Below are 22,139 nucleotides of genomic sequence, written 5' to 3' on the forward strand. Positions count from 1 at the left end.
GGGGGAATCTGAAATGGCGCCAACGGCAGCGCCGAAATAAAGACCAGAGAAAGGCCAAAAGCAGCGGCCATCATAGCCAGTCGCTGGCCCGATCCTGTTTACTGCAGCAACTCCAGCAGCGTGCGCGCCACCACCTTGGTCGCGCGGCGCAGGTCTTCGAGGACCAGGTGCTCGTCGGCGCGCTTGGCGTTGCTTTCAAGCACCGTGCGCGGGCCGGCGCCGTAAATGGCTGCCGGAATGCCGGCCGCGCCGAACAGGCGCACGTCGGTGTACAGCGGCGTGCCTGATGTGGGAATGGGCTCGCCGAAGACCGCTTCGCCATGCTTTTGCAGCGCCTGCACCAGCGCGGCATTGCGATTGTCGGGTTTCCACGCTCCGGCCATCAGCAGGCGTTTGATCTCGACCGTGATGCCGGGCACGGTCGCGGCGGCATCAAGAATCACGCGGCGCACTTCGGCTTCGACCTCGGCGGGGTTTTCCTCGGGGATCATGCGGCGGTCCAGCCTGAGCGTGACCTTGCCGGGCACCACATTGGTGTTGGTGCCGCCTTCGATGCGGCCGACGTTGAGGTAGGGGTGCGTGATGCCTTCGACTTTGGAGGTGATGGATTGGTAGTGCTGGTTTTGCAAATACAGCGCCGTGAGGATGGCGGTCGCGCCCTGCAGCGCGTCGATGCCGGTGTCGGGAATCGCGGCATGGGCCATCTTGCCGTGCACGGTCACTTCCATCTGCAGGCAGCCGTTGTGCGCGGTGATGACCTGGTAGCTGAAGCCGGCGGCGATCAAGAGGTCGGGCCGGCTGAGCCTGTTTTTCAGCAGCCAGCCGGGGCCGAGTTCGCCGCCGAATTCCTCGTCATAGGTGAACAGCAACTCGATGCCGCCCTGGAGCGGCAGACCCAGCGCTTCAAGCGCGCGGACGGCGAAGGTGTAGCTGGCGAAATCGCTTTTGCTCACGGCCGACGCCCGGCCATAGAGCTTGCCGTCCACGATCTCGGCGCCATACGGGTCGTGTGTCCAGCCATCGCCGGGCGGCACCACGTCGCCGTGGGCATTCAGGGCAATGACCGGGCCGGGGCCGTACTGGCGGCGAACGACCAGGTTGGTGAGTGATTCGAGCCCGTAATCTTTCACTGCCTGCGTGGGCACCGGGTATTTTTCCACTTCGAAGCCGAAGTTTTCGAGCAGTTCGGCGGTGCGCTCGGCGTGCGGCGCATTGTTGCCCGGTGGCGTGTCGGTGGGCACGCGCACCAGCGCCTGCAGAAATTGCACTTCTTCGTCGAAATGGGCGTCGATCCAGGCGTCAAGCGCGGTGTTGTGGTTCTCAAGGGTCATGGAAATTCCGTGGCAAGTTGATCGAGCAGGTTCTGGAAGGCGCGCACGCACAGCTCGGCGTCGTCGTTGGTGATGGCTTCGAGCGGGTTGTGGCTGATGCCGGCGTTCAGGCCGCGAACGAACAGCATCGCCTGGGGCATGATTTCGTGCAGTTTCATCGCATCATGGCCGGCGCCGCTGGGCATGCGGAACACCGGCAGGCCGAGCGCTTCGACGGCCCGCTCCCAGCGCTGCTGCCAAGCGCGCGCGCTGGGCGCGGCGGCGGCGCGCATGGTTTCTTCGAGCCGGTAATGCAGGCCGCGCCGCTGGCAAAGGGCTTGCAGCTCATGGACGATGTCGGCGGCGCAGGCGTCGCGCACTTCATCGGTGGTCGCGCGAATGTCCAGGCTGAATTTGCAACGCCCCGGCACCACGTTGATCGAGCCGCCCGGCACTTCGAGCATACCGACGGTGGCCACGAGGTTCTCTGCACTGCCGCCGCGCTTCTCGACGTAGAGCGCGAGTTCCGCCGCCGCCGTGGCCGCATCGCGGCGCTGGTTCATCGGCGTCGTGCCGGCATGGCTGGCCATGCCGATGATCTCGCCGACGTAACGCACGCTGCCGTTGATGGAGGTGACCACGCCCAGCGGCAGGTCCAGCGCGTTGAGCACCGGCCCCTGCTCGATATGCACCTCGACAAAGCCGAGGTAGCGGGCCGGGTCGCGCCGGAGCGCGGGGATGTCGTCGATGCGCAAGCCGGCCTGCGTCATGGCTTCGCGCATCGTGATGCCGTCGGCGTCTTTCTGGTCCAGCCAGGCCGCATCGAAATGGCCGGTCAGCGCGCCCGAGCCGAGGAAGGTTGCCTTGTAGCGCTGGCCTTCCTCTTCGGCGAACCCGACGACTTCCAGGCCAAACGGCAGGCGCCGGCCCTGGCGCTGCAGTTCACGAACGCAGGCCATCGGCACGAAAATCCCCAGCCGTCCGTCGTACTTGCCGCCGTTGCGCACCGTGTCGTAGTGCGAGCCGGTCAACAGGCGCCTGGCCTGCGGGTCGCTGCCGTGGTAGATGCCGACAACATTGCCGACGGCGTCAATCGACACTTCGTCGAAGCTGCAGTCGTCCCGCATCCAGTGTGCCAGCTGCCGGGCGCAGGCCTGGTGCGCGTCGGTCAGGTAGGTCACGGTGAGTTCGCCGCGCTCAGCATAGCCCGGATCGCTGTGGGTGCCGAGCTGCTCGGCCCAGTCCCAGACCAAATTGCCCAGGTCGGGCGAGTGGCCGAATTTGTCATTGAGACGGATTTCGGCAATGCGGTGGATGTTGCGCAAGGCCTCGGCCAGCTCGAAATCGGGAGGGTTGTCCAGCCGGCGCGCAAAGGTGGCAATAATCTCTGGCTTGGCCAGCCCCAAGCCGCGCGGGCCGCGCACCGCCAGGATGAAGGGAAAACCGAACTTTGCGTTGTAGTTGGCATTGAGCTGGTGAATCCGTGCGAATTCCGCTGGCGTGCAGTTGCTCAGGCCGGCCTTGCCCTGTTCATGGCTTGATTCCGCCGTCAGGGTTTTGCTCAGCATCGCCTTGCCGGCGAGTTCAGGGTGGGCGCGGATCAGCGCGAGTTGCGCCTCCCGGCCGGACTCGCGCACGACCCGCACCAGCGCCAGCTTGAGCTGCGCCAGGCTGGCGAACGGGCGCTGCGCCCAGGCCTGCGCCGCGATCCACGGCGAATGTTCATAGCTGCCGTCCAGCAGCTGCGTGAATTCGGCCTGCGAGGCGGCGTTGAGCTGGTCCAAGGTGATGGTCATTTGCAAGCGCGCCAGACAAAGGAGGTTTCGGGGTTGAAGGGATGCACCTGTTTCCAGTGGCGGGCGATGTCGATGCGCCGGGTCACCCAGACGCGGTCGTGCTGCTCGATATGGTCGAGGAAACGCTGCAGCGCGCGCAGGCGGCCGGGGCGGCCCAGGATGCGGCAGTGCATGCCGATGCTCAGCATGGCCGGCCGCTCCTCGCCCTCGGCGTACAGCACGTCAAAGCTGTCGCGCAGGTAGGTGAAGAAATCGTCGCCCTGCGAAAAGCCCTGCGGCAGCGCAAAACGCATGTCGTTGGTGTCCAGCGTGTAGGGAACGACCAGCTGCGGCGCCAGCGAACCATCGGTTTTCTCGACCTGCAGCCAGAACGGCAGGTCGTCGCCGTAGTAGTCGCTGTCGTACTCGAAGCCGCCATGATCGGCCACCAGCCGGCGCGTGTTGGGGCTGTCGCGGCCGGTGTACCAGCCCAGCGGCCGCTCGCCGGTCAGGCGTTCGATGGCCTGCATGCCGCGTGCCATGTGTTCGCGCTCGGTGGCTTCGTCCACATTCTGGTAGCTGATCCAGCGCCAGCCGTGGCAGGCGATTTCATGGCCGAGTTCCATGAATGCCGCCGCCACGTCCGGGCAGCGTTCCAGCGCCATGCCAACGCCGAACACCGTCAGCGGCAGGCCGCGCTTTTCGAATTCGCGCAGCAGCCGCCACACGCCGGCGCGGGCGCCGTATTCGTAAATGCCCTCCATGCTCAGGTGGCGGTCGGGAAAGGCGGGCGGGTTGAACATCTCGGACAGGAATTGCTCGCTGCCGGCGTCGCCGTGCAGCACGGAATTTTCCCCGCCTTCCTCGTAATTCAAAACGAACTGCACCGCGATGCGGGCGCGGCCGGGCCAGTTGGCATGGGGCGGGTTGCGGCCGTAGCCGGCCAGGTCGCGTGGGTAGTTGGAGGGCATGGTCGTCGCTGGTTTTCAAAAAGTCATGAAGGGACTGACGGGAACGGTTTATGCATGATGAACGCATACGGTAGCATCCTAAAACACAAGCCGCCTGCCTGGAATGCCCTGACGAAGCAGCAAGCAGAAACCGGGCCGGCGCTGTTCATTTCAACCCGCAGAAAGCTTTTCATGGGCCACCTCAGCACCCACGTTCTCGATACCATGCACGGCTGCCCGGCGGCCGGCATGAAACTCACGCTGCAGCGTATGGACGGCGCGCATGTCGAAACCCTCAAGGAAGTGGTCCTGAACCAGGACGGCCGCAGCGACGGCGGCCCGCTGCTGGATGCTTCAGCCATGGCGGCCGGGCGCTACCGGCTGCTGTTCGAAGTCGGTGATTATTTCCGCGCCCGGGGCGTGGCGCTGCCCGAGCCGGCGTTCATCGACACGGTGCCGGTGGATTTCGGCATCGCCGATGCGCAAGGCCACTACCATGTGCCGCTGCTCGTCAGCCCCTGGACCTACTCGACCTACCGCGGCTCATGATGAGCGCCTACCTGCCCTATGCCCTGGACTGGGCCAATTTGCTGCTGCGCTGGGCGCATGTCATCACCGCGATTGCCTGGATCGGCTCGTCGTTCTACTTTGTTTTTCTCGACAGCAGCCTGACCAGGCCGGTTGATCCCGACCTAGTTGCAAAGGGCGTCGATGGCGAGTTGTGGGCGGTGCATGGCGGCGGCTTCTACCACCCGCAAAAATACATGGTGGCGCCCCAACAGATGCCTGACAACCTGCACTGGTTTTACTGGGAGGCCTACTCGACCTGGCTGACCGGCTTTGCCCTGTTCACGGTGCTTTACCTGTTCAATGCCGCGACCTTTCTGGTGGACAAGAACATTTACGACTGGTCGGCCGGTGCGGCGATTGCTGCCGCGCTGGGCTTTCTGGTGGCCGGCTGGGGGGTGTACGACACGGTCTGCCGGGTGTTCGGCCAGAAAAAAAACGGCGACCTGATCGTCGGCGCGGGCCTGCTGGTGTTTGTCGTTTTTGCCTCGTGGCTGGCCTGCCAGCTGTTTGCCGGGCGGGCCGCGTTCCTGCTGGTCGGCGCGATGCTGGCCACCGCCATGAGCGCCAACGTCTTCGTCTGGATCATTCCGGGCCAGCGCAAGGTGGTGGCGCAGCTCAAGGCCGGGCAGCCGGTCAATCCGGTCTATGGCTGGCGCGCCAAGCAGCGCAGCGTTCACAACACCTATTTCACGCTGCCGGTGCTGATCGCGATGCTGTCGAACCACTACGGCTGGCTGTCCGTGGGCGCGCAGAACTGGCTGGTGCTGGTGCTCTTGATGCTGGCCGGCGCGCTGATCCGCCACAGTTTCGTGGCCCGCCACAAGGCCGGGGTGCAGGGCAGGCGTGCGCCCTGGGAATACGCTGTTGCGGGCACGGTGATGCTGGCTGGCCTGGTGATCTGGATGGCGCCAGCGCCGCCGTCGGCCGCCGCCATCGCCGCAGCCGCCAAACCAGCCGGTTTTGCCGAGGTGAAATCGGTGATCGACCAGCGCTGCGTGATGTGCCACAACGCGCAGTTGCAAAACAAGGGCATTGCGCTGCACACGCCCGAATTGCTCGGGCAGAACGCGCAGGCGGTCTATCAGCAGGCTGTCGTGCTCAGGCTCATGCCCTTCAACAATGCCACGCAGATCACCGAAGACGAGCGCGCCGTGATCAAGCGCTGGTTTGAAGCGGGCGCGCCGGTGAACTGAGCGGCCGAAGCCATGTTCATGAAGGCTTTTAATAGCTATCTATTTGATAGCTATTTATGCCCGCTGGTATTGCGCAAACGGCCTGAATGGCTTGAAAAAGACGCGGCAGGCGCCGCGCCTAGGCGCCATTGGCTATTGCATGAACCCGATCCGGCCCTTGCTGGCCGCGCTGCGCGGCAGGTCATCGACCTTCAGCATGCCCCGGCTGGCCAGCCGCGCGTTGCCGAACGCGGCCATCAGGGCGCGGCGCATTTCACGCGGCACCAGGGTGGCCAGCTTGTCCAGCACATCGCTTGACGGCGCGTCATCGAAGCGCGTCCCCCAGTTGTGGCCGGCGCGTATCGACTGGTAGAGGCGCCGTGCGATATGCCGCGCCTGGCCGGGCGTGAGCGGCTGGATCTCGAACACATTCATCCGGTTCAGGATCGGGTTGGGAATGCCGCGCGCATCGTTGGCCGTCGTGATCCACAGCACCTGGCTGGCATCGATGGGCACTTCGGCGAACTCGTCCACGAAGGAAGAGGCCGTGTCGTGCTCCAGCAGGCTGTAGAGCGAGCCCAGCGGGTCGTACTGGGCGTCGCTGGCGGCCTTGTCGATCTCGTCGATCACGATTACCGGGTTGGCGTAGCGGCCGTCCACCAGCGATTCGAATACCTTGCCCGGCTTGGCGCCCTTCCACTGCGACGCCGAGCCTGACAGCAGCCAGCCGGCGGTCAGCGAACCCATCGAGACCAGGTTCATGCCGGTGCCGATCAGGTCGGCCACCTGCCGGGCGAAATGCGTCTTGCCGATGCCCGGCTGGCCCAGCAGCAGCATGGGCGTGACCTCCAGCCCGTCGGTGCTGTCGTGGCTCAGGGCCACATGGCGCCGCACGTCGTCCAGCACGTCGGTGAAGTTGGGCAGCGCGTCGTAGAGGGGGGCCATTTCGGGAATGCCGCTGGGCTTCATCTGGAAGCGCTCGGGGCCTCGCTCCAGCATGCGCTCGTAGGTAGCGCGCAAGTTGTCGTGTTCGCGGGGTTCGCTGTTTTGCAGCTTGCCCAGCTTGCGCTCGACATCAGCAATCTGGTAGACACTTCGCACCTTGGCAACGGGTAGCGTGAAGGTGGGCGCCTGGGGAACGACTTGAATGGATTCCATCGAGCACTCCTTGTTGTTGAGCAGCGTGAACTTTCATTCAAACACAACTTTGCCTTTTTCTCTTCAAGGCATTTACAACACTTGCGCAGGCTGACGGGTTAATGGTGCGCCTGATACCCGCGCCCTGGCTGCCGGCATGAGATTGACCCTTGATGCCTGTGGCCGGCGCGCTGGGCATGGCTGCGCGCGGTGCGTGATGGTCCACAATACGCCAGGCGGGGTGAAGCGAGACAACACAAAGCCTTCAGCCGCAGTCCCTTCTGCGGGACTCAGAACAAAAAAGGAGACCGCGTGAACATGACCGGCAGCAAGCTGATCCCTCTGTCAGGCACGGTACCGGGGACACCCGGCCGCAAGCGTTCCGATGAGGCGGGCCGTGCAAGCGAGGCACAGTTTCGCCTGCTGATGGACGCCATGCCCCAGATCGTCTGGATGATGCGGCCCGATGGCCAGGCGACTTACTTCAATCAGCGCTGGCTTGACTATTCAGGCTGGTCCCTGAAAGACAGTCTCGGCCACGGCTGGATTGGACTCGTTCATCCCGATGACAGCCTGCGGGTTTCCAGGCTTTTGGTGCAGGCCTGCGGCGGCGGCGAGCCGTGTGAAATCGAATGCCGGCTGCGCCGGGCCGACGGCGTCTATCGCTGGATGCTGGGCCGCACGGCTGCGCAATCCGATGCGGCAGGCCGGACGACCCAGTGGCTGGGCACCTTGACCGATATTGACGAGCTGAAGCAGTCCAGGGAGATTCTGGAGAAAGACCTCGCCATGAACCGGATCGCCGGCAGGGTGGCCCGCCTGGGCGGATGGGCGATTGAGCTGCCCGAGCGCAGGCTGATCTGGTCGGATGAAAACTGCCTGATTCACGATGTACCGCCCGGTTACCAGCCGACGCTGGAAGAGGGGATTGGTTTCTTTTTCCCGGAACACCGGGCCATCGTCGCCCGTCATGTGCAGGACTGCGCCGAGCACGGCATTCCTTACGAATTCGTGCTGCCCAAGCGCACCGCCACGGGCCGGCACATCTGGGTGCGGTCCATCGCCGAGGCGGTGCGCGATGAAGCGGGGAAAATTGTCAGCATCCAGGGCGCTTTTCAGGACATCTCGGAGCAAAAAGAGGCCGAGGCCCGCATGCTCGCCCTGGAGGCGCGGCTCACCGCCACGCTGGAAAGTATCACGGACGGCTTTTGCCTGATCGACAAGGACTGGAAGTTCACCTTCATGAACGGTCAGGCGCAGCGCATGCTCAAGCGCTGCCCGGAAGACCTGCTGGGCAAAATCCTGTGGCAGGAATTTCCGGAAGCCGTGGGCACGCGCATCGAGCGCGAATGCCGCCTGTCGATGCAGGAGCAGCGCACGATCCGCCTTGAAACCTTTTACCTGCCGCTGAAGACCTGGTTTCATTTCCACATCTATCCCACGGAGGCCGGGCTGGCGGTTTACTTTCAGGACATCACCCAAAGACGCACGGAGCAAGCCCAGCTGCGCCTGCTGGAAACGGCGGTGTCGCGGCTGAACGACATGGTGGTCATCATGGAAGCCGAACCCTTCGATGCATCGGGCCGGCGCATTGTGTTTGTGAACGATGCGTTCGAGCGCCAGACCGGCTACAGCCGCAGCGACATCATCGGAAAGACGCCCACGCTGCTCTGGGGAGCCAACACCTGCCACCCCGAGGTGGAACGCATCCTCAGTGCCATGGACAACTGGCAGCCCGTGCGCGCTGAAGTGGTCATTTACACCAAGGCCGGCAAGGAGCTTTGGGTGGAAACCGACATTGCGCCCATCGCCAACGTGTCCGGCAAATTCACCCATTGGGTGGCTGTCGAGCGCGACATCACCGAGCGCAGGCAGCAGCAACAGGAAATTCTGAGCCTCAATGGCGAACTCGAAGAGCGCGTGCTGCTGCGCACCGCCCAGCTTGCAACGGCCACCAGGGAGCTGGAGTCCTTTGCCTATTCGGTCTCGCATGACCTGCGCTCGCCCCTCAACACCATCCATGCCTTCAGCCAGTTGCTGCTGAAGATTGACGGCGGGCAGATCAGCGACAAGGGCAAGCATTACCTGGACCGGATCGGTGTGGGCGTCAAGCAGATGGGCGATCTGATCGAGGGCCTGCTGGCCCTTGCGCAACTGTCCCGCGAGCAGATCAAGTCAGAGCAGGTCGATCTCTCGAACATCGCCCGGCGCATCGAACAGGACTGCCGGGAGCGCGAGCCGCAGCGCCAGGCCCAGCTGCGCATTCAGGACGGCCTGAGCGCGCAGGGCGACGCCCGCTTGCTGTCGGCGGTCTTTCAAAACCTGCTGGGCAACGCGTGGAAATTCACGTCCCGGCAGTCGCTGGCGCATATCGAGGTGGGCAGCGAGTCGGGCGTTGATGGCGACACCGTCTTTTTCGTCAAGGACAACGGTGCCGGGTTTGACATGGCTTTTGCGCACAAGCTGTTTGGCACCTTCGAGCGTCTGCATTCGCCGGGGGATTTCTCGGGAACCGGCATCGGGCTGGCCACCGTGAAGCGCATCATTGAACGCCACGGCGGCCGCGTCTGGGCTGAAAGCAAGCTGAACGAAGGCGCGAGGTTCTTTTTTACCCTGGGCCGCAAGGATGGCGCTCAGACCAGCCGGGCCACCTGAAGCTCTTTTTTCGCGTAGGCGTAATACAGCGGGGCTGCGACCAGGCCCGGCAGTCCGAACACCGCCTCGCCGACGAACATCGCGGCCAGCAACTCCCAGGCTGCGGTGTTGGTCTGTTTGCCCAGTATCTTGGCATTGATGATGTATTCGGTCTTGTGAATCAGGATCAGGAAGACCAGGCAGGCCAGGCCGACCGCCGGAGACACCGAGACCCCGACGAGCGTGATCACGCTGTTGCAGATCAGGTTGCCGACAATCGGAATCAGGCCGGCGAAGAAGGTGAGCGTCACCAACTCGGCAATGTAGGGCATGTGCACGCCAAACAGCGGCAGCACCGCCAGCAGGAACACGGCGGTGAAGAAGGCATTGACGGCGGCTATCCAGAATTGCGCGACCACGATCTGGCGGAAGGCCTCGATGAAATGGCCGGCACGCATGCGAATCTCAAACCGCAGCGGTGCGCTGGTCGGCATCCTGAAGGTGCCCTTGATCAGCGCGCCAACCACCAGGCCCACGTAAGCCAGCAAAAAGCCATGCAGGCCGGCCGTGCCAGCTCCTGTCAGCGCCTGGGCCTTCGATTTCAGGTAGGCGGCCAGCCAGACCTGGGCTTCGGTGAGTTCGTCGGGCAGGTGAATGGCCAGGTCGGCCGGGAGTTTCTGGCGGATTTCCAGCACGGTGCTGGCCAGGTAATGCAGCAGCGCCTGGTATTGCCCGACGACGCCGAAGGCCATGCCTTTGGCGTTGGCCAGCAAAACGCCCAGGCCAATCAAAGGCAAAAGGACGACCACGGCCGCCGCCAGCGCGGGGCTCAGCCGGGGTCCCCGGATGCGGCCTTCGCCGGCCAGCGCCACCACCAGGAGATAGCCCAGGCAAACCGCCAGCAAGCCGGGCAGCAGCCCATAGACAAGCGTGCCGACGCACAGCAGGAATGCCAGCACGTAGCTGGCAATCTTGATGGGCGCGGCGATGGAGATGGCGATGGGTTTGGGAGAAGGCGCGGGGGATATCTGTTTGGACATGGGGCGGCTGGGGGGTTGGATCAATCGCATGTAGCGCGTATCGCTGGCGGGCCAGAGGCTCGTGGCCCCGATTGTGCATGTTCCTTGCTCCAAGGGGAGAAGGCGTAAAACGGAAAATCTTCAAGCCGTGTTTGCTGGCAAGCGACACCTAGAATGAAGCCAAAACGCCTGCCGGGTTTCACATCATTTTTATGCCCGTATAAAAAACCTGAAAATTGGCGGAAAGCCAGTCTGCAAGCCAATCAAGGAAACTTTTATGGCCAGATCCAACCGCAGCCGTCGGTATATATCGCATGGTTTGTGGTATCCATTTCGTTGGATGCCAGCCACTCGCAGCCGGTGCAATCTTTCTCTTCCCACGTCATGAACAACTCGTCCAGCCTGAGGTGTTCCAGTTGCGGGTTTTCCGTATTCAATCGCCGTTACCCTAATTGCGAGCGTTGTGGCGCCCAACTGCCGCAGGATGTGGCTTACTCTCGTGAAGAGGTCGCCGCATTGCGAAAGCGGGACATGGACGAGGAGCTTGCGCGCCAGGCTGAAAAGCGCCCGTCGCCACCAGGCAAGAGTGGCGATGATAGTTGGCTCTATTTCAGTTTTTCGGGCGACTCCCCGGACAGTTCCTGCTCATCCGACGGTGGATCGTGCAGCGGCGCAGACTGAGGGATCAACGGCTATGCAACGGGTAACGTGTTATCCACGCTGACGACCAGCAAACTGACCTGAAACCCCCCTCAAATCGCAATCGGGTCCACGTCAATCGCCCAGCGCACCAGGCTTTTGAATTCCGCCTGCCTGCGGGTTTCAAACAGCAGCGGCTGCCAGGCGGCCAGAAAGCCCTGCAGCGCCTTGCGCGACGGGCTTTCGACCAGCATTTGCGCGCGCTCGATATTCGCCACGCGCTGGATCGTCATCGGCACGGCCGGGTAGGCCATGACGTGGGCATGGCCGGGCAGCTGCTGCGTCTGGGCGGCCTCGGCGGCGGCGTTCAGGAAACCCTGGGCGACTTCCTGGGTCTTGGCGTCGGCCCGTATCAAGGCTGAAAAACCGAACGGCGACAGGCCGGCCGCCTGCCGCTCGGCCAGTTGCTGCTCGGCAAAATCCGGGTAGTCGTGCCGCTTGAGCGCCTCGAACAGCGGATGGTCGGGGTGAAAGGTCTGCACCCACATTTCGCTGGCGGCGCTGCGCTGGGCATCGCGGCCGGCGCGGCCCGCCGCCTGCATCAACAGGCTGAACAGCCGCTCGGGGGCGCGGAAGTCGCTGGAAAACAGCGCGCTGTCGGTGTTGATGGCGGCCACCAGCGTGATGTGCCTGAAGTCGTGGCCCTTGGCGATCATCTGCGTGCCGACCAGCACATCGACCTCGCCGGCATGCACGCTGGCCAGCTGCGATTCGAGCGAGCCCTTGAGCCGGGTGCTGTCGGCGTCGATGCGGGCAATGCGCACCGGGCCGCCGTCCGGCCGCGTGACATTGGCCAGCAGTTCGGCCAGGTGTTCTTCGAGCCGCTCGGTGCCGCGCCCGACCGGGGCGATGTCGATGTTGCCGCAGCTCGGGCAGGCGCGCGGCACGCGTTCGGTGAAGCCGCAGTGGTGGCAGCGCAGCGTGCGGTCGATCTTGTGGAACACGCGGTAGGCGCTGCAGTGCGGGCAGTCGCTTTTCCAGTCGCAGTCGTGGCAGGCCAGCACCGGCGCATAGCCGCGCCGGTTCAGGAAAATCATCGACTGCTCGCCGCGCGCCACCCGCTCGCCGATGGCCGCCAGCAGCGGCGGCGCGATGACGCAGTGCTTGGGCTGGTGGTTCATGTCCACCCGCCTGACCGTGGGCAAGCCGCCCGGCTGACCTGCCGGGCTGGCCCCGATCCGCTCGTTCATGTTCAGGCGCTGGTAGCGGCCCACAATCGTCGCCTGCCAGCTTTCCAGCGAAGGCGTGGCTGAGCCCAGCAGCACGCGGCAGGCACCATGCGGATGCTCCCTGTCGCGGGTTTCCAGCCGGGCGCGGTACACCGCCAGGTCGCGCGCCGAGTAGCGCGCGCCTTCCTGCTGCTTGTAGCTCGGATCGTGTTCCTCATCGACCACCAGCAGGCGCAGGTTCGGCATCGACGCGAACACGGCCATGCGCGTTCCCAGCACCAGCCGCGCCTGGCCCGAATGCGCGGCCAGCCAGCCCTTGAGCCGTTGGGCGGGCGTGAGTCCGCTGTGCATCGGCACGACGCGCTCCCGGCCCAGATGGGCAAAGCGCGCTTCAAACCGGGCCTGCAGCTGCGGCGTGAGGTTGATCTCGGGCACCATCACCAGCACCTGCGCCTCGGGGTCTTGCTCCAGGACTTTGGCGGCGGCGCGCAGGTACACCTCGGTCTTGCCGCTGCCGGTGGCGCCAAACAGCAGCGCGGGCCGCTGTTTTTCACTGGTTTCAGCATCAAATTCGGCTATTGCGCACGCCTGCTGTGCGCTGAGTGCTATTAAATCAGTAGTGTCTTGCGGGTGGCTGGTGTCCACCACCGTCCGCTTGAGCCGGCGCGTCAGCTGCAGCGTCGTGAGGTCGCGCAACTGCGGCGGCAGGGCAGCCAGCGCCACCTCGCCGAGCGAGCGCTGGTAATAGCCGGCGGTAAAGGCCACCAGCCGGCGCCAGGTCGATGACAGCGGCGCCAGCCCGTCCAGCACGCCGGCAATGTCGCGGATGCTTGCTTCGGGCATGCCGCCGCTGTCCGGCAACACCTGCCACACCACGCCCAGCACCTCGCGCCTGCCAAACGGAACGCGCACCAGCGTGCCGGGGCGCAGCAGCAAGGCGCTGCGGTAGGTCAGCGGGCCGGCGATGGCGCTGTGCGCCGGCGTGGCAACCACTATCTGCAACCAGTGGCTCATGGAAAGCGCCTAAATCGGTGTAAACCCCTGAAAGCACATCCGGGCAGGTGGCTAAGTCCTTGATTCTTCACTGTTTTGGAGTTGTCCAGATTTTCTGTGGATAACTTTGTTGATAGTTTGTTGCAAGAGGCCGCAGAGCCTTGTAAATCAAGGCTTTCCTTAAATTGCCCGGCAAAAAGGCAATTTAAATTTTCCTTATAAATCAATGACTTACGTGTGCTATGGGTTTGATAGTGGGGTGCAGGAAAGCAACTCGACCTTAAATAGCTGTACCACAGGTTTTGTGTATAAGTCTGATGGCGGGCGCTATTTTTTTGTGGTAAAGGTGCCTGAAAACGCCCGAATCAGCCTTTTTGACGTTGCTGCACCCGGTTTTCAGCCCTGCTGTTTTCGCAGGCTGCGCGAGTGCGCATGCACCGCGCGCACCAGCACTTCGACGCTTTCAGGCGGCGTGTGCTGGCTGATGCCGTGGCCCAGATTGAAAATCTGCGTCGGTCCGGTTTGCGTCAGGTCGGTGTGTGGCGCGCCGAAGCTGTTCAGCACGGCGGCCACTTCGGCCTCGATCTGCGCCGGGTTGGCGAACAGCACGTTCGGGTCCAGGTTGCCCTGCAGCGCCTTGGCGTTCGGGCCGTTCTCGCCGACCAGCGCGCGTGCTTTGGCCAGGTTCACGGTCCAGTCCAGGCCCAGCACTTCGCAGTCGAGCTGCTTCATGGATTCGAGCCACTGGCCGCCGCCCTTGGTGAACACCAGGCGCGGAATGGTCACGCCCTTGTGTTCGCGCTTGAGCTGACTCAGCACGCGCGCGGTGTAGGCCAGGCTGAAGGTGTGAAAGGCCGCATCGGCCAGCACGCCGCCCCAGCTGTCGAAAATCATCACGGCCTGGGCGCCGGCCTCGATCTGCGCGTTCAGGTACAGAGCCACGGCGTCGGCGTTGATCGCCAGCATCTTGTGCATCAGGTCGGGGCGCTGATACAGCATGGTCTTGACCAGCCGGTAGTCGTCCGAGCCGCTGCCTTCGACCATGTAGCAGGCCAGCGTCCAGGGGCTGCCCGAAAAGCCGATCAGCGGCACGCGGCCACCCAGCGCCTTGCGGATCGACGTGACGGCGTCGAACACATAGCGCAGCTTGTTCATGTCGGGCACTTCGAGCTTGTTGACCGCCGCTTCGTCGCGCACCGGCGTGGCGAACCTCGGGCCTTCGCCGAGCGCGAACGACAGGCCCAGGCCCATCGCGTCGGGCACGGTCAGGATGTCGCTGAACAAGATGGCCGCATCGAGCGGGTAGCGCTCCAGCGGCTGCAGCGTGACTTCGGTGGCGTAGTCGGTGTTGGTCGCCAGCCCCATGAAGCTGCCGGCCTTGGCGCGCGTGGCCTTGTATTCGGGCAGGTAGCGGCCAGCCTGGCGCATCAGCCAGACCGGGGTGTGGTCGGTCGCCTGACGCAGGCAGGCACGCAGGAAAGTGTCGTTTTGAAGGGGTGCGAACATGGGGGGATTGTCTCAGGTGTGGGGTTGATGGGGCTGGCCGCCGGGCGGGTTCGGCTTTACCATGGTGGCGTCAATTTGTTCTTCGACCCGGAAAGGGATTCGTCATGCATATAAGTGACCAGGAATATTTTCGCAGCTGTATTGCCCGGGAGCGGCAACTGGCGCAACTGCTCGGCCATCGGCATATCGAGGAGTGCTACGAAAGCGCCGGAACGCTCTGGGACAACAACCAGGCCCTGCCGAAATGGACCCGCGACTGGCGGGCCTGCGGACCCTTGATGACCGAATACGGCATCACGGTCACGTATGGCGATGGGCCAGGGCATGGCGGGCTGGCGCGAATCGGCGCGACCACGGTGCATTTTACCGACCACCCGACGCGCGACCGGGCGGTGATGTACGGCATCGTGAAGGAGCTGATCTTCTTGATCGAGCATGGCAAGGTCGGCAGGCCGGTCCAGGCCGCCTGATCGTTTTCACTCTCTTTTTAGTAGCTGCTGGTGCCCGTCCTGATTGCGCTGGAGGCATAAAATGCTACTGAAAAATGTTGCGCCAACAATTTAGTGCAGCACTGCATTGAGCTTTTGTACGGCCACTTGGGCCGCCAGGCGCACGGCGCCTGCGCAATGCGAATCCGTGGCCGAGAGCAGCAGCACATGGTCATTGACCAGACGGCCAATGAACCACAGCCCACCGGGCGTCCACATCATCAACGCATCCACCCGTCCGGCTTTCAGCGCGGACAGGCAATCATCCACCTGTGCCACCACGCCTGCGGCGCAGGCCGCAGGCGTGTCTCCGCTGAACAGCCGGGTGGCCACCAGCACCAGGCCATCCGGCGTGGCAATGACGGCGCCGCCAAAAGACGGGCAACTCTCCTGCAGCGCATCCAAAATTTCCTGGCTATTTTTCTGCATCATGGTTTCTCTGTAGCGGCTGGAGCTGGCAACCTTGAACCAGATCAGCGCCCAGGCGCAGCATCACCGGATGCTTCAAGTCAATCCGGGAACTGGCGCAAAAATACAGCGTTCTGTCGGCAAAGCACAGCTGCATCCGAAATTGCATGGCCGACCCGTCATCCCGGGGCAAGTGCGCCGCCAGCGCCTGCGCCCGCTGCGCGGACAGGTCGGCCTGGGCAATACAAAACCCATCGTCAGAGGCCAGCATGATCTCGCCGCAGCCCCCGGAAATGTCGATTAAATCCTGCGCCAGACCCGCAATGCCCTGGCGCAAGCCCGCGCGCAGCGCCGGACTCGCTGCCGCGCACAGGGGCGCGGCGCCGTCTTGCACCTCGATGCTCGCCTGGCGGTTGAGCGCGAACAAGGCACGGGCAATGGCCTGAACCGGGTGGCACAGGGCTGATGCCAGCGCCTGCACATTCAGTTCAACGGCTGCGGGCGCCCCGAGCAAGTGTTCAAACAAGCGGCGCTCCAGGCTGGGCGGCCTGACGGACAGCCAGGTCAGCACACCGCCTGGCCGGGGCAGCAGGTAGCGGCTCATTCAGACCACGCGCCCAGCGCCTTGGCCCGAACGCATTTCAAGCCTCCCTGGGCTCGGTTAATTCGGACACCGCCCGCGCCGTGGTTCGGGTGTCGAGGATCAGTTGCCCCAGTTTCGCCGAAGGGGTGGCCGCCACGGCCAGAACACCGGTTTCGCCAGCCCGGGTCAGCAGCATGGGCCCCAGGCTGCCATCAAGGATGATCTGCCGCAGATCGCCCCTGCGGACCTCTTTGGCGGCGCGATTGGCCAGCGCCAGCAGGGACGCGCACATGGCGCCGAAACGATCGACATCGACCTCCCTGGACATGACGGAGGCAATGATCAGGCCATCATGAGAAACCAGCGCGGCCGCTTCCACCGTGTCCGAGGAAGCACACAAACTGCGCAGCGCCGCCCGGATTTTGCTGGCAGTCACTTCAGCTGAACTGTTGTCGAAATTCATATAAACAACCTATTCATTGCAAGCAGCCGTAGCGGCGCCGCCCGGCCGTCTTTTTTTCAAGCCGGCCATGGCGGCATTCCTCGACCTTAAAGAGACGATTCGATGGTGGGCATGGCCATGCGCGACTTGGTCAGCACCATGCCCAGGTTGGCGCCCTTGCGGCAGACAAAGCAGGCCACCTGCTGCTGGCGTTTGCCGCGCAGGAACACATGGATCAGGTTGTCGCTGTTGACGATGATTTCCTGGAAGTAGTGATGCTCATTGTTGTCGGGCAGGCCACGGGCTTTGCGGAAAATATTTTCAATCGCCGACACGTTGGGGCCCTGGAACAGGTCGGTCGTCGCGGCGGCCAGCAAGTCGAACACTTCGCCCGGGTGCGAATCCACGGATTTCATGCTCAGAATCATGCCGGAGGACAAGTCCACATAGCCTGCGGCTACGCATTCCGGAATGCTGGTGACTGCTTTTTGCAGTGCATTGTCAAGAGCGCTCATGGCGGTTTTCCTTTGGGATGGGTTGAGTTAAGAAGGCTTCTTCGCATTGAAGGCGGGGCTGGAAAACGGCTTGCCTGTCGGTGGATGCGCCACCAGCTGGGCAAACTTTTCCAAAAACTTTTCCTGTTCAATCGACTGGATCATCCTGGCCTCCAGGCGCCGCACCTGCGCCATCGCGCCTGCGCCGCCAACTTGTCCGGCCCCCAGCCAGATCAGGTACATGGCCAGCACCGTTCCGGTGCGTCCAAGACCGGCTTTGCAATGAACCGCCACCACTTCGCCGCGCTGAAGGCAGCGATCAATGCTTTCGCACAAAAACCAGGCCTGGGTCGATGTCGGGGCGTTCATGTCACGAATAGGCAGCGCCGTGCACTGGATGTCGTAGAGTGCCGCCAGCGTTGCATCGAAAGGGGTTTCCGTGAGGGAAATCAAGCGGGTGATGCCGGCATTGCGCAACGCGTTCAGATCCTGCTGCGTGTCATGCACGATGCCCGGCAAAGGCGTTCCGGCCAGCTTTCCTTCAATCAGCCAGACAAAGCCGCGAGGCCCGCAAAATGCGCTTTTTGCCGCCGGGTCTGGCTGCCAGTGCGGCATGGCCGGCCTTGCGGGCAAGGATGCGGCCGGCTGGACTTTGTCGGCCATAGCCGGAAGGCCGGGTTTCACCGACGCCTGCCGCGCTGGCTCGTGGGCGGCGGCAAGCGCATCGCCAGCGGTCTGGTCCGCGATTCCCGCCTCGGGGCAGGAGCCGCTGCGCAAGTAGTGCTGCGCCGCAGCGCTTTGCGGGCGCAGGAAGAAATCGTCCTTGGTCGCGCTTTCCTGGACCACGCCATCGGCCATCAGGACGACTTCCTGCGCAATCTGACGCGTCTGGGCCAGGTGGTGAGACACCATCAGCACCGCCCGTTCGCTCGCCAGGATTTCCAGCAGGTCCAGAACGGCTTGCGCGCCATCGGGCGGCAAATTCGCTGTCGGCTCATCGACCATGAGCAAGGCCGGCGCTGACAGGACCTGCCTGAGAATGGCGATGATCTGCCGCTCATGCGGCGGCAGGCCGATCACCGGAGTCGCCAGCTTGGCCGTCAGGCCGGCTTGCCCGGTTTTCTCCAGGAAATCGCGCACCATGTCGAGCTGCCGCGCACGCGTCAGGCTGGAGCGCTGCGGCAATTTGGTGACCAGGCTGTCCTGAACCGTGGCCATCAGGAAATCCGCTTTTTGCGCCACCATGGCCGGCCTGTGCAGCGGCGACAACGGCTCGCCTTCGTAAATGCGCTGGCCCCAGGTTCGCATCGAAGGGTTGGCATCGTTGAGCCCCGCCAGGCTGCGCAGCAAGGTGGATTTGCCGGTGCCCGAGGGGCCGAGCAACACCGTGCATCCCCTGGACGGGATCGACAGGCTCATGTCGAGCAAGATGGTGCGCGTGCCGAAAGCCACGCCAAATCCCTGAAGCACAAGAACCGGCTTCATCGCGCTGCCAGCCGAGGAATCACTTTGGGAAAGCGCGCCGCCATCTCCAGCTGCGCCACCATGACCAGCAACAAGCTGCGGACATGGCTGCGAAGGCGTGCATCCACCTCGATCACAGGCGGCATGACACCGTAAAACACAATTTTTTCCTGGCGCAGGTGGTCCTCGTAAATGCTCAAGGGCCGCTCGGGTTTCTCGTCAATGTGCGTGATCCCGATGACCATGGGCAGGCCATTTCCAGGAGCGCGCTCACGGATGGCCTGGAGGTAATGATCGAGTTCAGCCAGCGGGTCTGCACTGGCGTGGTTCAGCAGCAGCGCGACCCCTTTGGCCTGCAGCAGCAAAATGTCCCACATGAAGTCAAACCGGTCTTGCCCCGGCGCGCCATACAGCCGCAGCTTGTCATGGCCTGACAAATGCAGAACCCCGACATCCATCGACACGGTGGTGTGGGATTTGAGCTTGCGCACATCGTCAGTGGCGCGCACATCGGTATTGATCACTTCAATATCCGAAATGCTTTTGATGGCCTCGGTCTTACCCGAGCCCACAGGTCCCATGAACAAAATCCCCCATTCCATGAGCGGCCTACTTTCGGCTTGTCAGCCGTTGCCAGACTTTGCCCAGAAATGAGGAGGTCGCCGCAGGGAGTTCGGGGGTTTTCGCCGGCTCGGCACGGGGCCGCGCGGTTGGTTCGGCCGTCGCCGTGCCGCCCAGGGCACAAATGTGGCCTTTGTCGTAAAGCTTACGCAGCAGCGGGTAAGTGGTTTGAGGCGGCATGTCCAGCATCGCCGGAATCAGCATGCCGACCGATGGCTTGCGCGCCAGCAGCGCACAGATGCGGGTCACCTGCGGCGCGGTGTCGAGCAGCAGCTCTGACAGGGGCGGCCAGGAAGCCAGCTGCAAAATTCTGTGTTGCAGGTTGCTGTCAAGAAAAGAAATTTCATTTGAAAGAGTCTGCATTTTTGCCCGTCGGTAGATGTTGTGAACCGCCTTTTGTGACAGTTCTGTTACATATACCCTCGGTTATGCATGCTTCATGCCATCTTGTGCCGCCTGTAAAAATGACCTTGCTTTTGATGTTCAGCCTGGGATGCAGGCCTCAAGCGCCCTGCGCGTTGGTTGCCGCAGCGGCCGGGTGCCTGAGCAGCAGGCGTTCCAGCGCATTGAGCGTGTCATAGGACTCGGCGAAGTCGGCGAACAGCGCGGCGTTGTCGGGCGCGGCGGCCTGGCCGTGCCAGCCGGCGCGGAACGCCTCGAAAATCTCGCCAAAGCTTTTCCGGCCGTCGATCAGCCGCAGGATCTTGGCGCCGTATTTTCCGGGATTGACCATCACCGAGACGCCCGAATGCTGGTGCGTGAGCCTGAAGGGCTGGCCCTTGTTGCTGCCAAAGACCTGCGCCGCGATCTCGCCGGTCAGCGGCTCATGGTAGAAAAACGGAATGTAGGCGGCATCGCCATACGGCGCGGCGCACGCGGCATCGGGCGTGAGGTAGAGCGAATGCGTGATGATGTTGCCGATCATCAGCTCGGCCATTTCATACTGCTGGCGCAGCGGCAGCTGGCGCAACTCGGCGGCCATGGCGGGTGGCTTGGCTCCCAGCACCATGTGCGGCAAATACGGCGAGCGGCCGCGCTGCACATCGCTGAAGTTCAGGTGCATGCCGTGCTGGCTGCCCAGCCAGTCGAACAGCTCGCCCACCGAGTACGAGCGGTCCTGCGAATGCAGCAGCAGGTCGTAGATGCCGGCGTCGCCCATCTTGTGGTCGTGGTACAGCGATTCGCTGCCCATGAACCAGTTGCTGGCCGGCAGGCTGCCGAGCAGGTCGCGGGTATTGGCGATCTTGCGCTTGTCGTCGGCTTCCTGGCCGGTGCCCACGCCGTTGACCTGGCGCATCAGCGCCTGCATCTGGTACACCCCGGTTCGGCCGGTCGTGGCATACAGCATCAGGCCGATGGCGCCCTCGGGTTTGAGTGCGCTCAGCAGCACCCGCAGCCCCAGGTCCGGGTCGGCCAGGTGGTGCAGCACGCCGCTGCAGTTGATGTAATCGAACTTGCCCAGGCCCAGCGCGGGCAGGCTCAAGAGCGAGTAATGAGTCCAGGTGATGTTGGTCAGGCCCCGGATTTTGGCGCGCTCCTGCGCCACTACGATGCTGGCGTGGCTCATGTCCAGGTGGACGATTTCGGCATTTGTGTGGCGCAACTGCTCGGCCAGGAAAATCGTCGCGTCGCCGGTGCCGCCGCCGGCCACCAGCGCCCGGAAGCCGTTGCTGAACGACTGCTTTCCGGCAAAGCAGTAGTGGTTGATCATCGGCAGGTCTTCCAGCCAGGTCTGCACCAGGCGCTTGGGCTCGTCCTGCGGATTGCGGGGCGGATAGGGCAGGGCTTCGTACTGGCTTTTGACCTTGGGCAGGTGGTTTTGGGGCATGGGCGTCTTGAAGGAGTTGGGGGCTGGGAAAGGGATTATTGTCGGCGCGCCGGCTAGCTGGTGGCAGCACGCCGGTTGGCTGCCATCGCGCTTAATTTTCGCAAGCTTGCAAAGCGGCCACCCTTGTAGCTGCATCTACGATATGCAGGGGCTTATTCCTTGGCGGTGTTGGCGGGGCAAGATGATTCCACTCTACTATTGGGAATATGGAACCTGCAGCGTTTGGCCGAGATTCGGCCTGAACCTGCACCTAAGCAGTTGTTGGAAGTTGCCGGGTTTGCTGCTATTTTTAATGTAGCTAACCATTGAATAAGGAAAACGGTAAATGGCGGTTTTTGTAGTTGAAGTTTCCACGTTATGCCGCATTACCTTGCGGTATATACCACGTTAAAGGGCACAAATGGAACGCGGTGATGATCAAAGGACGAAAGAGGATATTGGGAAGTACGGCTGCAGTGTTATGCATGTGTTCGATGCCGACGGCGATCTGCCGTCCTTCGCGTACTCCATAGGGATTCAGCAGGAGACTGGCGCACCTGAGGCTTTTGTCATTGGCCTTAAGCGACCCATGGCCCACTCTGTCATCAACGAGTACAACAGACGGACTCGCGAGGGTGAACGGTTTGAGATTGGCAAATATTACGCCGGGTTTCTAGGTGGCTTTGAGGTATGCATAGGTGCGGTGCCACGATCAACCTACGACGAGTATTTTGGCCAAAACATCGATTTCTATGACGGGCGAGAATTCGACGTAGTTCAGATCATCTATCCGACCACCAAGGGAGTTTGGCCTTGGGCGCCTGACGCGTCAGAGGCGTTTATTCAGGGTCAACCCATACTCGCGAAGCAAGGTTAGACCCGTGCCCCTTAACATACC

At 63.0% G+C, this 22,139-nt stretch carries 21 protein-coding genes; 6 read left to right on the forward strand and 15 right to left on the reverse strand.

Annotated elements, in window-relative coordinates; all coding sequences use genetic code 11:
- Positions 1-98: 98 nt before the first annotated feature.
- Genes PNAP_RS01745 through puuE form a run of 3 tightly spaced genes read right to left on the reverse strand, consistent with a single transcriptional unit; the run spans position 99 to position 4,056 of the window.
- Positions 99-1,331, reverse strand: a complete 1,233-nt coding sequence (locus PNAP_RS01745; protein WP_011799779.1) for a M20 family metallopeptidase — start codon at positions 1,329-1,331, stop codon at positions 99-101.
- A complete protein-coding gene (gene uraD / locus PNAP_RS01750; protein WP_011799780.1) occupies positions 1,328-3,106 on the reverse strand; it encodes a 2-oxo-4-hydroxy-4-carboxy-5-ureidoimidazoline decarboxylase in 1,779 nt (592 codons plus the stop codon). The genes PNAP_RS01745 and uraD overlap by 4 nt, the downstream gene beginning before the upstream one ends.
- Complete coding sequence (gene puuE / locus PNAP_RS01755; RefSeq protein ID WP_011799781.1) at positions 3,103-4,056, reverse strand: allantoinase PuuE; 954 nt, start codon at positions 4,054-4,056, stop codon at positions 3,103-3,105. The genes uraD and puuE overlap by 4 nt, the downstream gene beginning before the upstream one ends.
- A 171-nt stretch (positions 4,057-4,227) precedes the next feature.
- Between puuE and uraH the strand changes: the two genes are divergently transcribed.
- Together uraH and PNAP_RS01765 are read left to right on the forward strand one after the other, a co-directional pair.
- On the forward strand, positions 4,228-4,584 hold the full coding sequence (gene uraH, locus PNAP_RS01760) for a hydroxyisourate hydrolase (RefSeq protein ID WP_011799782.1): 357 nt from the start codon (positions 4,228-4,230) through the stop codon (positions 4,582-4,584).
- On the forward strand, positions 4,581-5,798 hold the full coding sequence (locus tag PNAP_RS01765; protein ID WP_011799783.1) for a urate hydroxylase PuuD: 1,218 nt from the start codon (positions 4,581-4,583) through the stop codon (positions 5,796-5,798). The genes uraH and PNAP_RS01765 overlap by 4 nt, the downstream gene beginning before the upstream one ends.
- Before the next feature lie 132 nt (positions 5,799-5,930).
- Here the strand turns inward: PNAP_RS01765 and PNAP_RS01770 are convergent, their stop codons facing one another.
- A complete protein-coding gene (locus tag PNAP_RS01770; RefSeq protein WP_011799784.1) occupies positions 5,931-6,935 on the reverse strand; it encodes an AAA family ATPase in 1,005 nt (334 codons plus the stop codon).
- 297 nt (positions 6,936-7,232) lie between these two features.
- Here PNAP_RS01770 and PNAP_RS01775 point away from each other — a divergent pair, with 297 nt between their 5' ends.
- On the forward strand, positions 7,233-9,569 hold the full coding sequence (locus PNAP_RS01775) for a PAS domain-containing sensor histidine kinase (protein WP_011799785.1): 2,337 nt from the start codon (positions 7,233-7,235) through the stop codon (positions 9,567-9,569).
- On the opposite strand, the gene PNAP_RS01780 is transcribed toward PNAP_RS01775, so the two are convergent.
- Positions 9,548-10,588 carry an AI-2E family transporter gene (locus PNAP_RS01780; RefSeq protein ID WP_041376454.1) on the reverse strand — a complete coding sequence of 347 codons (1,041 nt, stop codon included), beginning with the start codon at positions 10,586-10,588 and terminating at the stop codon, positions 9,548-9,550. The genes PNAP_RS01775 and PNAP_RS01780 overlap by 22 nt on opposite strands.
- 153 nt (positions 10,589-10,741) lie before the next feature.
- Between PNAP_RS01780 and PNAP_RS26755 the strand changes: the two genes are divergently transcribed.
- Entirely contained in the window at positions 10,742-11,248 is a 507-nt protein-coding gene (locus PNAP_RS26755; RefSeq protein WP_011799787.1) for a hypothetical protein, read from the forward strand.
- Between the two features lie 71 nt (positions 11,249-11,319).
- Here the strand turns inward: PNAP_RS26755 and priA are convergent, their stop codons facing one another.
- The gene (gene priA, locus PNAP_RS01785; protein ID WP_011799788.1) at positions 11,320-13,449 is read right to left on the reverse strand and encodes a replication restart helicase PriA; all 2,130 of its coding nucleotides are present in this window, start codon (positions 13,447-13,449) and stop codon (positions 11,320-11,322) included.
- A 375-nt stretch (positions 13,450-13,824) separates the two neighbouring features.
- The gene (gene hemE, locus PNAP_RS01790) at positions 13,825-14,934 is read right to left on the reverse strand and encodes a uroporphyrinogen decarboxylase (protein WP_011799789.1); all 1,110 of its coding nucleotides are present in this window, start codon (positions 14,932-14,934) and stop codon (positions 13,825-13,827) included.
- Positions 14,935-15,038: 104 nt separating this feature from the next.
- Between hemE and PNAP_RS01795 the strand changes: the two genes are divergently transcribed.
- On the forward strand, positions 15,039-15,404 hold the full coding sequence (locus PNAP_RS01795) for a hypothetical protein (protein WP_011799790.1): 366 nt from the start codon (positions 15,039-15,041) through the stop codon (positions 15,402-15,404).
- Between the two features lie 90 nt (positions 15,405-15,494).
- Here the strand turns inward: PNAP_RS01795 and PNAP_RS24830 are convergent, their stop codons facing one another.
- The 8 genes from PNAP_RS24830 to PNAP_RS01830 all read right to left on the reverse strand — a co-directional run bounded on the left by PNAP_RS24830 (position 15,495) and on the right by PNAP_RS01830 (position 21,262).
- On the reverse strand, positions 15,495-15,854 hold the full coding sequence (locus PNAP_RS24830) for a roadblock/LC7 domain-containing protein (protein WP_049763623.1): 360 nt from the start codon (positions 15,852-15,854) through the stop codon (positions 15,495-15,497).
- Positions 15,838-16,434, reverse strand: coding sequence for a hypothetical protein (locus PNAP_RS24835; RefSeq protein WP_011799792.1), 597 nt, complete (start codon positions 16,432-16,434; stop codon positions 15,838-15,840). The genes PNAP_RS24830 and PNAP_RS24835 overlap by 17 nt, the downstream gene beginning before the upstream one ends.
- Before the next feature lie 37 nt (positions 16,435-16,471).
- Positions 16,472-16,876, reverse strand: a complete 405-nt coding sequence (locus tag PNAP_RS01805) for a roadblock/LC7 domain-containing protein (RefSeq protein WP_011799793.1) — start codon at positions 16,874-16,876, stop codon at positions 16,472-16,474.
- 86 nt (positions 16,877-16,962) lie between these two features.
- On the reverse strand, positions 16,963-17,370 hold the full coding sequence (locus tag PNAP_RS01810; protein ID WP_011799794.1) for a hypothetical protein: 408 nt from the start codon (positions 17,368-17,370) through the stop codon (positions 16,963-16,965).
- Between the two features lie 27 nt (positions 17,371-17,397).
- A complete protein-coding gene (locus PNAP_RS24840) occupies positions 17,398-18,834 on the reverse strand; it encodes a phosphatase domain-containing putative toxin (protein WP_011799795.1) in 1,437 nt (478 codons plus the stop codon).
- A complete protein-coding gene (locus tag PNAP_RS01820; protein WP_157040192.1) occupies positions 18,831-19,415 on the reverse strand; it encodes a GTP-binding protein in 585 nt (194 codons plus the stop codon). The genes PNAP_RS24840 and PNAP_RS01820 overlap by 4 nt, the downstream gene beginning before the upstream one ends.
- 7 nt (positions 19,416-19,422) lie before the next feature.
- A complete protein-coding gene (locus tag PNAP_RS01825) occupies positions 19,423-19,740 on the reverse strand; it encodes a hypothetical protein (protein ID WP_157040193.1) in 318 nt (105 codons plus the stop codon).
- Between the two features lie 196 nt (positions 19,741-19,936).
- Positions 19,937-21,262, reverse strand: coding sequence for a class I SAM-dependent methyltransferase (locus PNAP_RS01830; RefSeq protein ID WP_011799798.1), 1,326 nt, complete (start codon positions 21,260-21,262; stop codon positions 19,937-19,939).
- Between the two features lie 400 nt (positions 21,263-21,662).
- Here PNAP_RS01830 and PNAP_RS01840 point away from each other — a divergent pair, with 400 nt between their 5' ends.
- Positions 21,663-22,118, forward strand: a complete 456-nt coding sequence (locus tag PNAP_RS01840; protein ID WP_011799799.1) for a DUF4262 domain-containing protein — start codon at positions 21,663-21,665, stop codon at positions 22,116-22,118.
- The last annotated feature ends 21 nt before the right edge of the window (positions 22,119-22,139 follow it).

This window comes from Polaromonas naphthalenivorans CJ2 (genome assembly GCF_000015505.1).
In the GTDB taxonomy this organism is placed as follows: Bacteria; Pseudomonadota; Gammaproteobacteria; order Burkholderiales; family Burkholderiaceae_C; genus Polaromonas; species Polaromonas naphthalenivorans.

What these genes read in the sequence shown, in the direction of transcription:
- PNAP_RS01745 (WP_011799779.1), bottom strand. Translation starts at nt 1,331, where the DNA reads ATGACCCTTGAGAACCACAACACCGCGCTTGACGCCTGGATCGACGCC.
- uraD (WP_011799780.1), bottom strand. Translation starts at nt 3,106, where the DNA reads ATGACCATCACCTTGGACCAGCTCAACGCCGCCTCGCAGGCCGAATTC.
- puuE (WP_011799781.1), bottom strand. Translation starts at nt 4,056, where the DNA reads ATGCCCTCCAACTACCCACGCGACCTGGCCGGCTACGGCCGCAACCCG.
- uraH (WP_011799782.1), top strand. Translation starts at nt 4,228, where the DNA reads ATGGGCCACCTCAGCACCCACGTTCTCGATACCATGCACGGCTGCCCG.
- PNAP_RS01765 (WP_011799783.1), top strand. Translation starts at nt 4,581, where the DNA reads ATGATGAGCGCCTACCTGCCCTATGCCCTGGACTGGGCCAATTTGCTG.
- PNAP_RS01770 (WP_011799784.1), bottom strand. Translation starts at nt 6,935, where the DNA reads ATGGAATCCATTCAAGTCGTTCCCCAGGCGCCCACCTTCACGCTACCC.
- PNAP_RS01775 (WP_011799785.1), top strand. Translation starts at nt 7,233, where the DNA reads ATGACCGGCAGCAAGCTGATCCCTCTGTCAGGCACGGTACCGGGGACA.
- PNAP_RS01780 (WP_041376454.1), bottom strand. Translation starts at nt 10,588, where the DNA reads ATGTCCAAACAGATATCCCCCGCGCCTTCTCCCAAACCCATCGCCATC.
- PNAP_RS26755 (WP_011799787.1), top strand. Translation starts at nt 10,742, where the DNA reads ATGAAGCCAAAACGCCTGCCGGGTTTCACATCATTTTTATGCCCGTAT.
- priA (WP_011799788.1), bottom strand. Translation starts at nt 13,449, where the DNA reads ATGAGCCACTGGTTGCAGATAGTGGTTGCCACGCCGGCGCACAGCGCC.
- hemE (WP_011799789.1), bottom strand. Translation starts at nt 14,934, where the DNA reads ATGTTCGCACCCCTTCAAAACGACACTTTCCTGCGTGCCTGCCTGCGT.
- PNAP_RS01795 (WP_011799790.1), top strand. Translation starts at nt 15,039, where the DNA reads ATGCATATAAGTGACCAGGAATATTTTCGCAGCTGTATTGCCCGGGAG.
- PNAP_RS24830 (WP_049763623.1), bottom strand. Translation starts at nt 15,854, where the DNA reads ATGATGCAGAAAAATAGCCAGGAAATTTTGGATGCGCTGCAGGAGAGT.
- PNAP_RS24835 (WP_011799792.1), bottom strand. Translation starts at nt 16,434, where the DNA reads ATGAGCCGCTACCTGCTGCCCCGGCCAGGCGGTGTGCTGACCTGGCTG.
- PNAP_RS01805 (WP_011799793.1), bottom strand. Translation starts at nt 16,876, where the DNA reads ATGAATTTCGACAACAGTTCAGCTGAAGTGACTGCCAGCAAAATCCGG.
- PNAP_RS01810 (WP_011799794.1), bottom strand. Translation starts at nt 17,370, where the DNA reads ATGAGCGCTCTTGACAATGCACTGCAAAAAGCAGTCACCAGCATTCCG.
- PNAP_RS24840 (WP_011799795.1), bottom strand. Translation starts at nt 18,834, where the DNA reads ATGAAGCCGGTTCTTGTGCTTCAGGGATTTGGCGTGGCTTTCGGCACG.
- PNAP_RS01820 (WP_157040192.1), bottom strand. Translation starts at nt 19,415, where the DNA reads ATGGAATGGGGGATTTTGTTCATGGGACCTGTGGGCTCGGGTAAGACC.
- PNAP_RS01830 (WP_011799798.1), bottom strand. Translation starts at nt 21,262, where the DNA reads ATGCCCCAAAACCACCTGCCCAAGGTCAAAAGCCAGTACGAAGCCCTG.
- PNAP_RS01840 (WP_011799799.1), top strand. Translation starts at nt 21,663, where the DNA reads ATGGAACGCGGTGATGATCAAAGGACGAAAGAGGATATTGGGAAGTAC.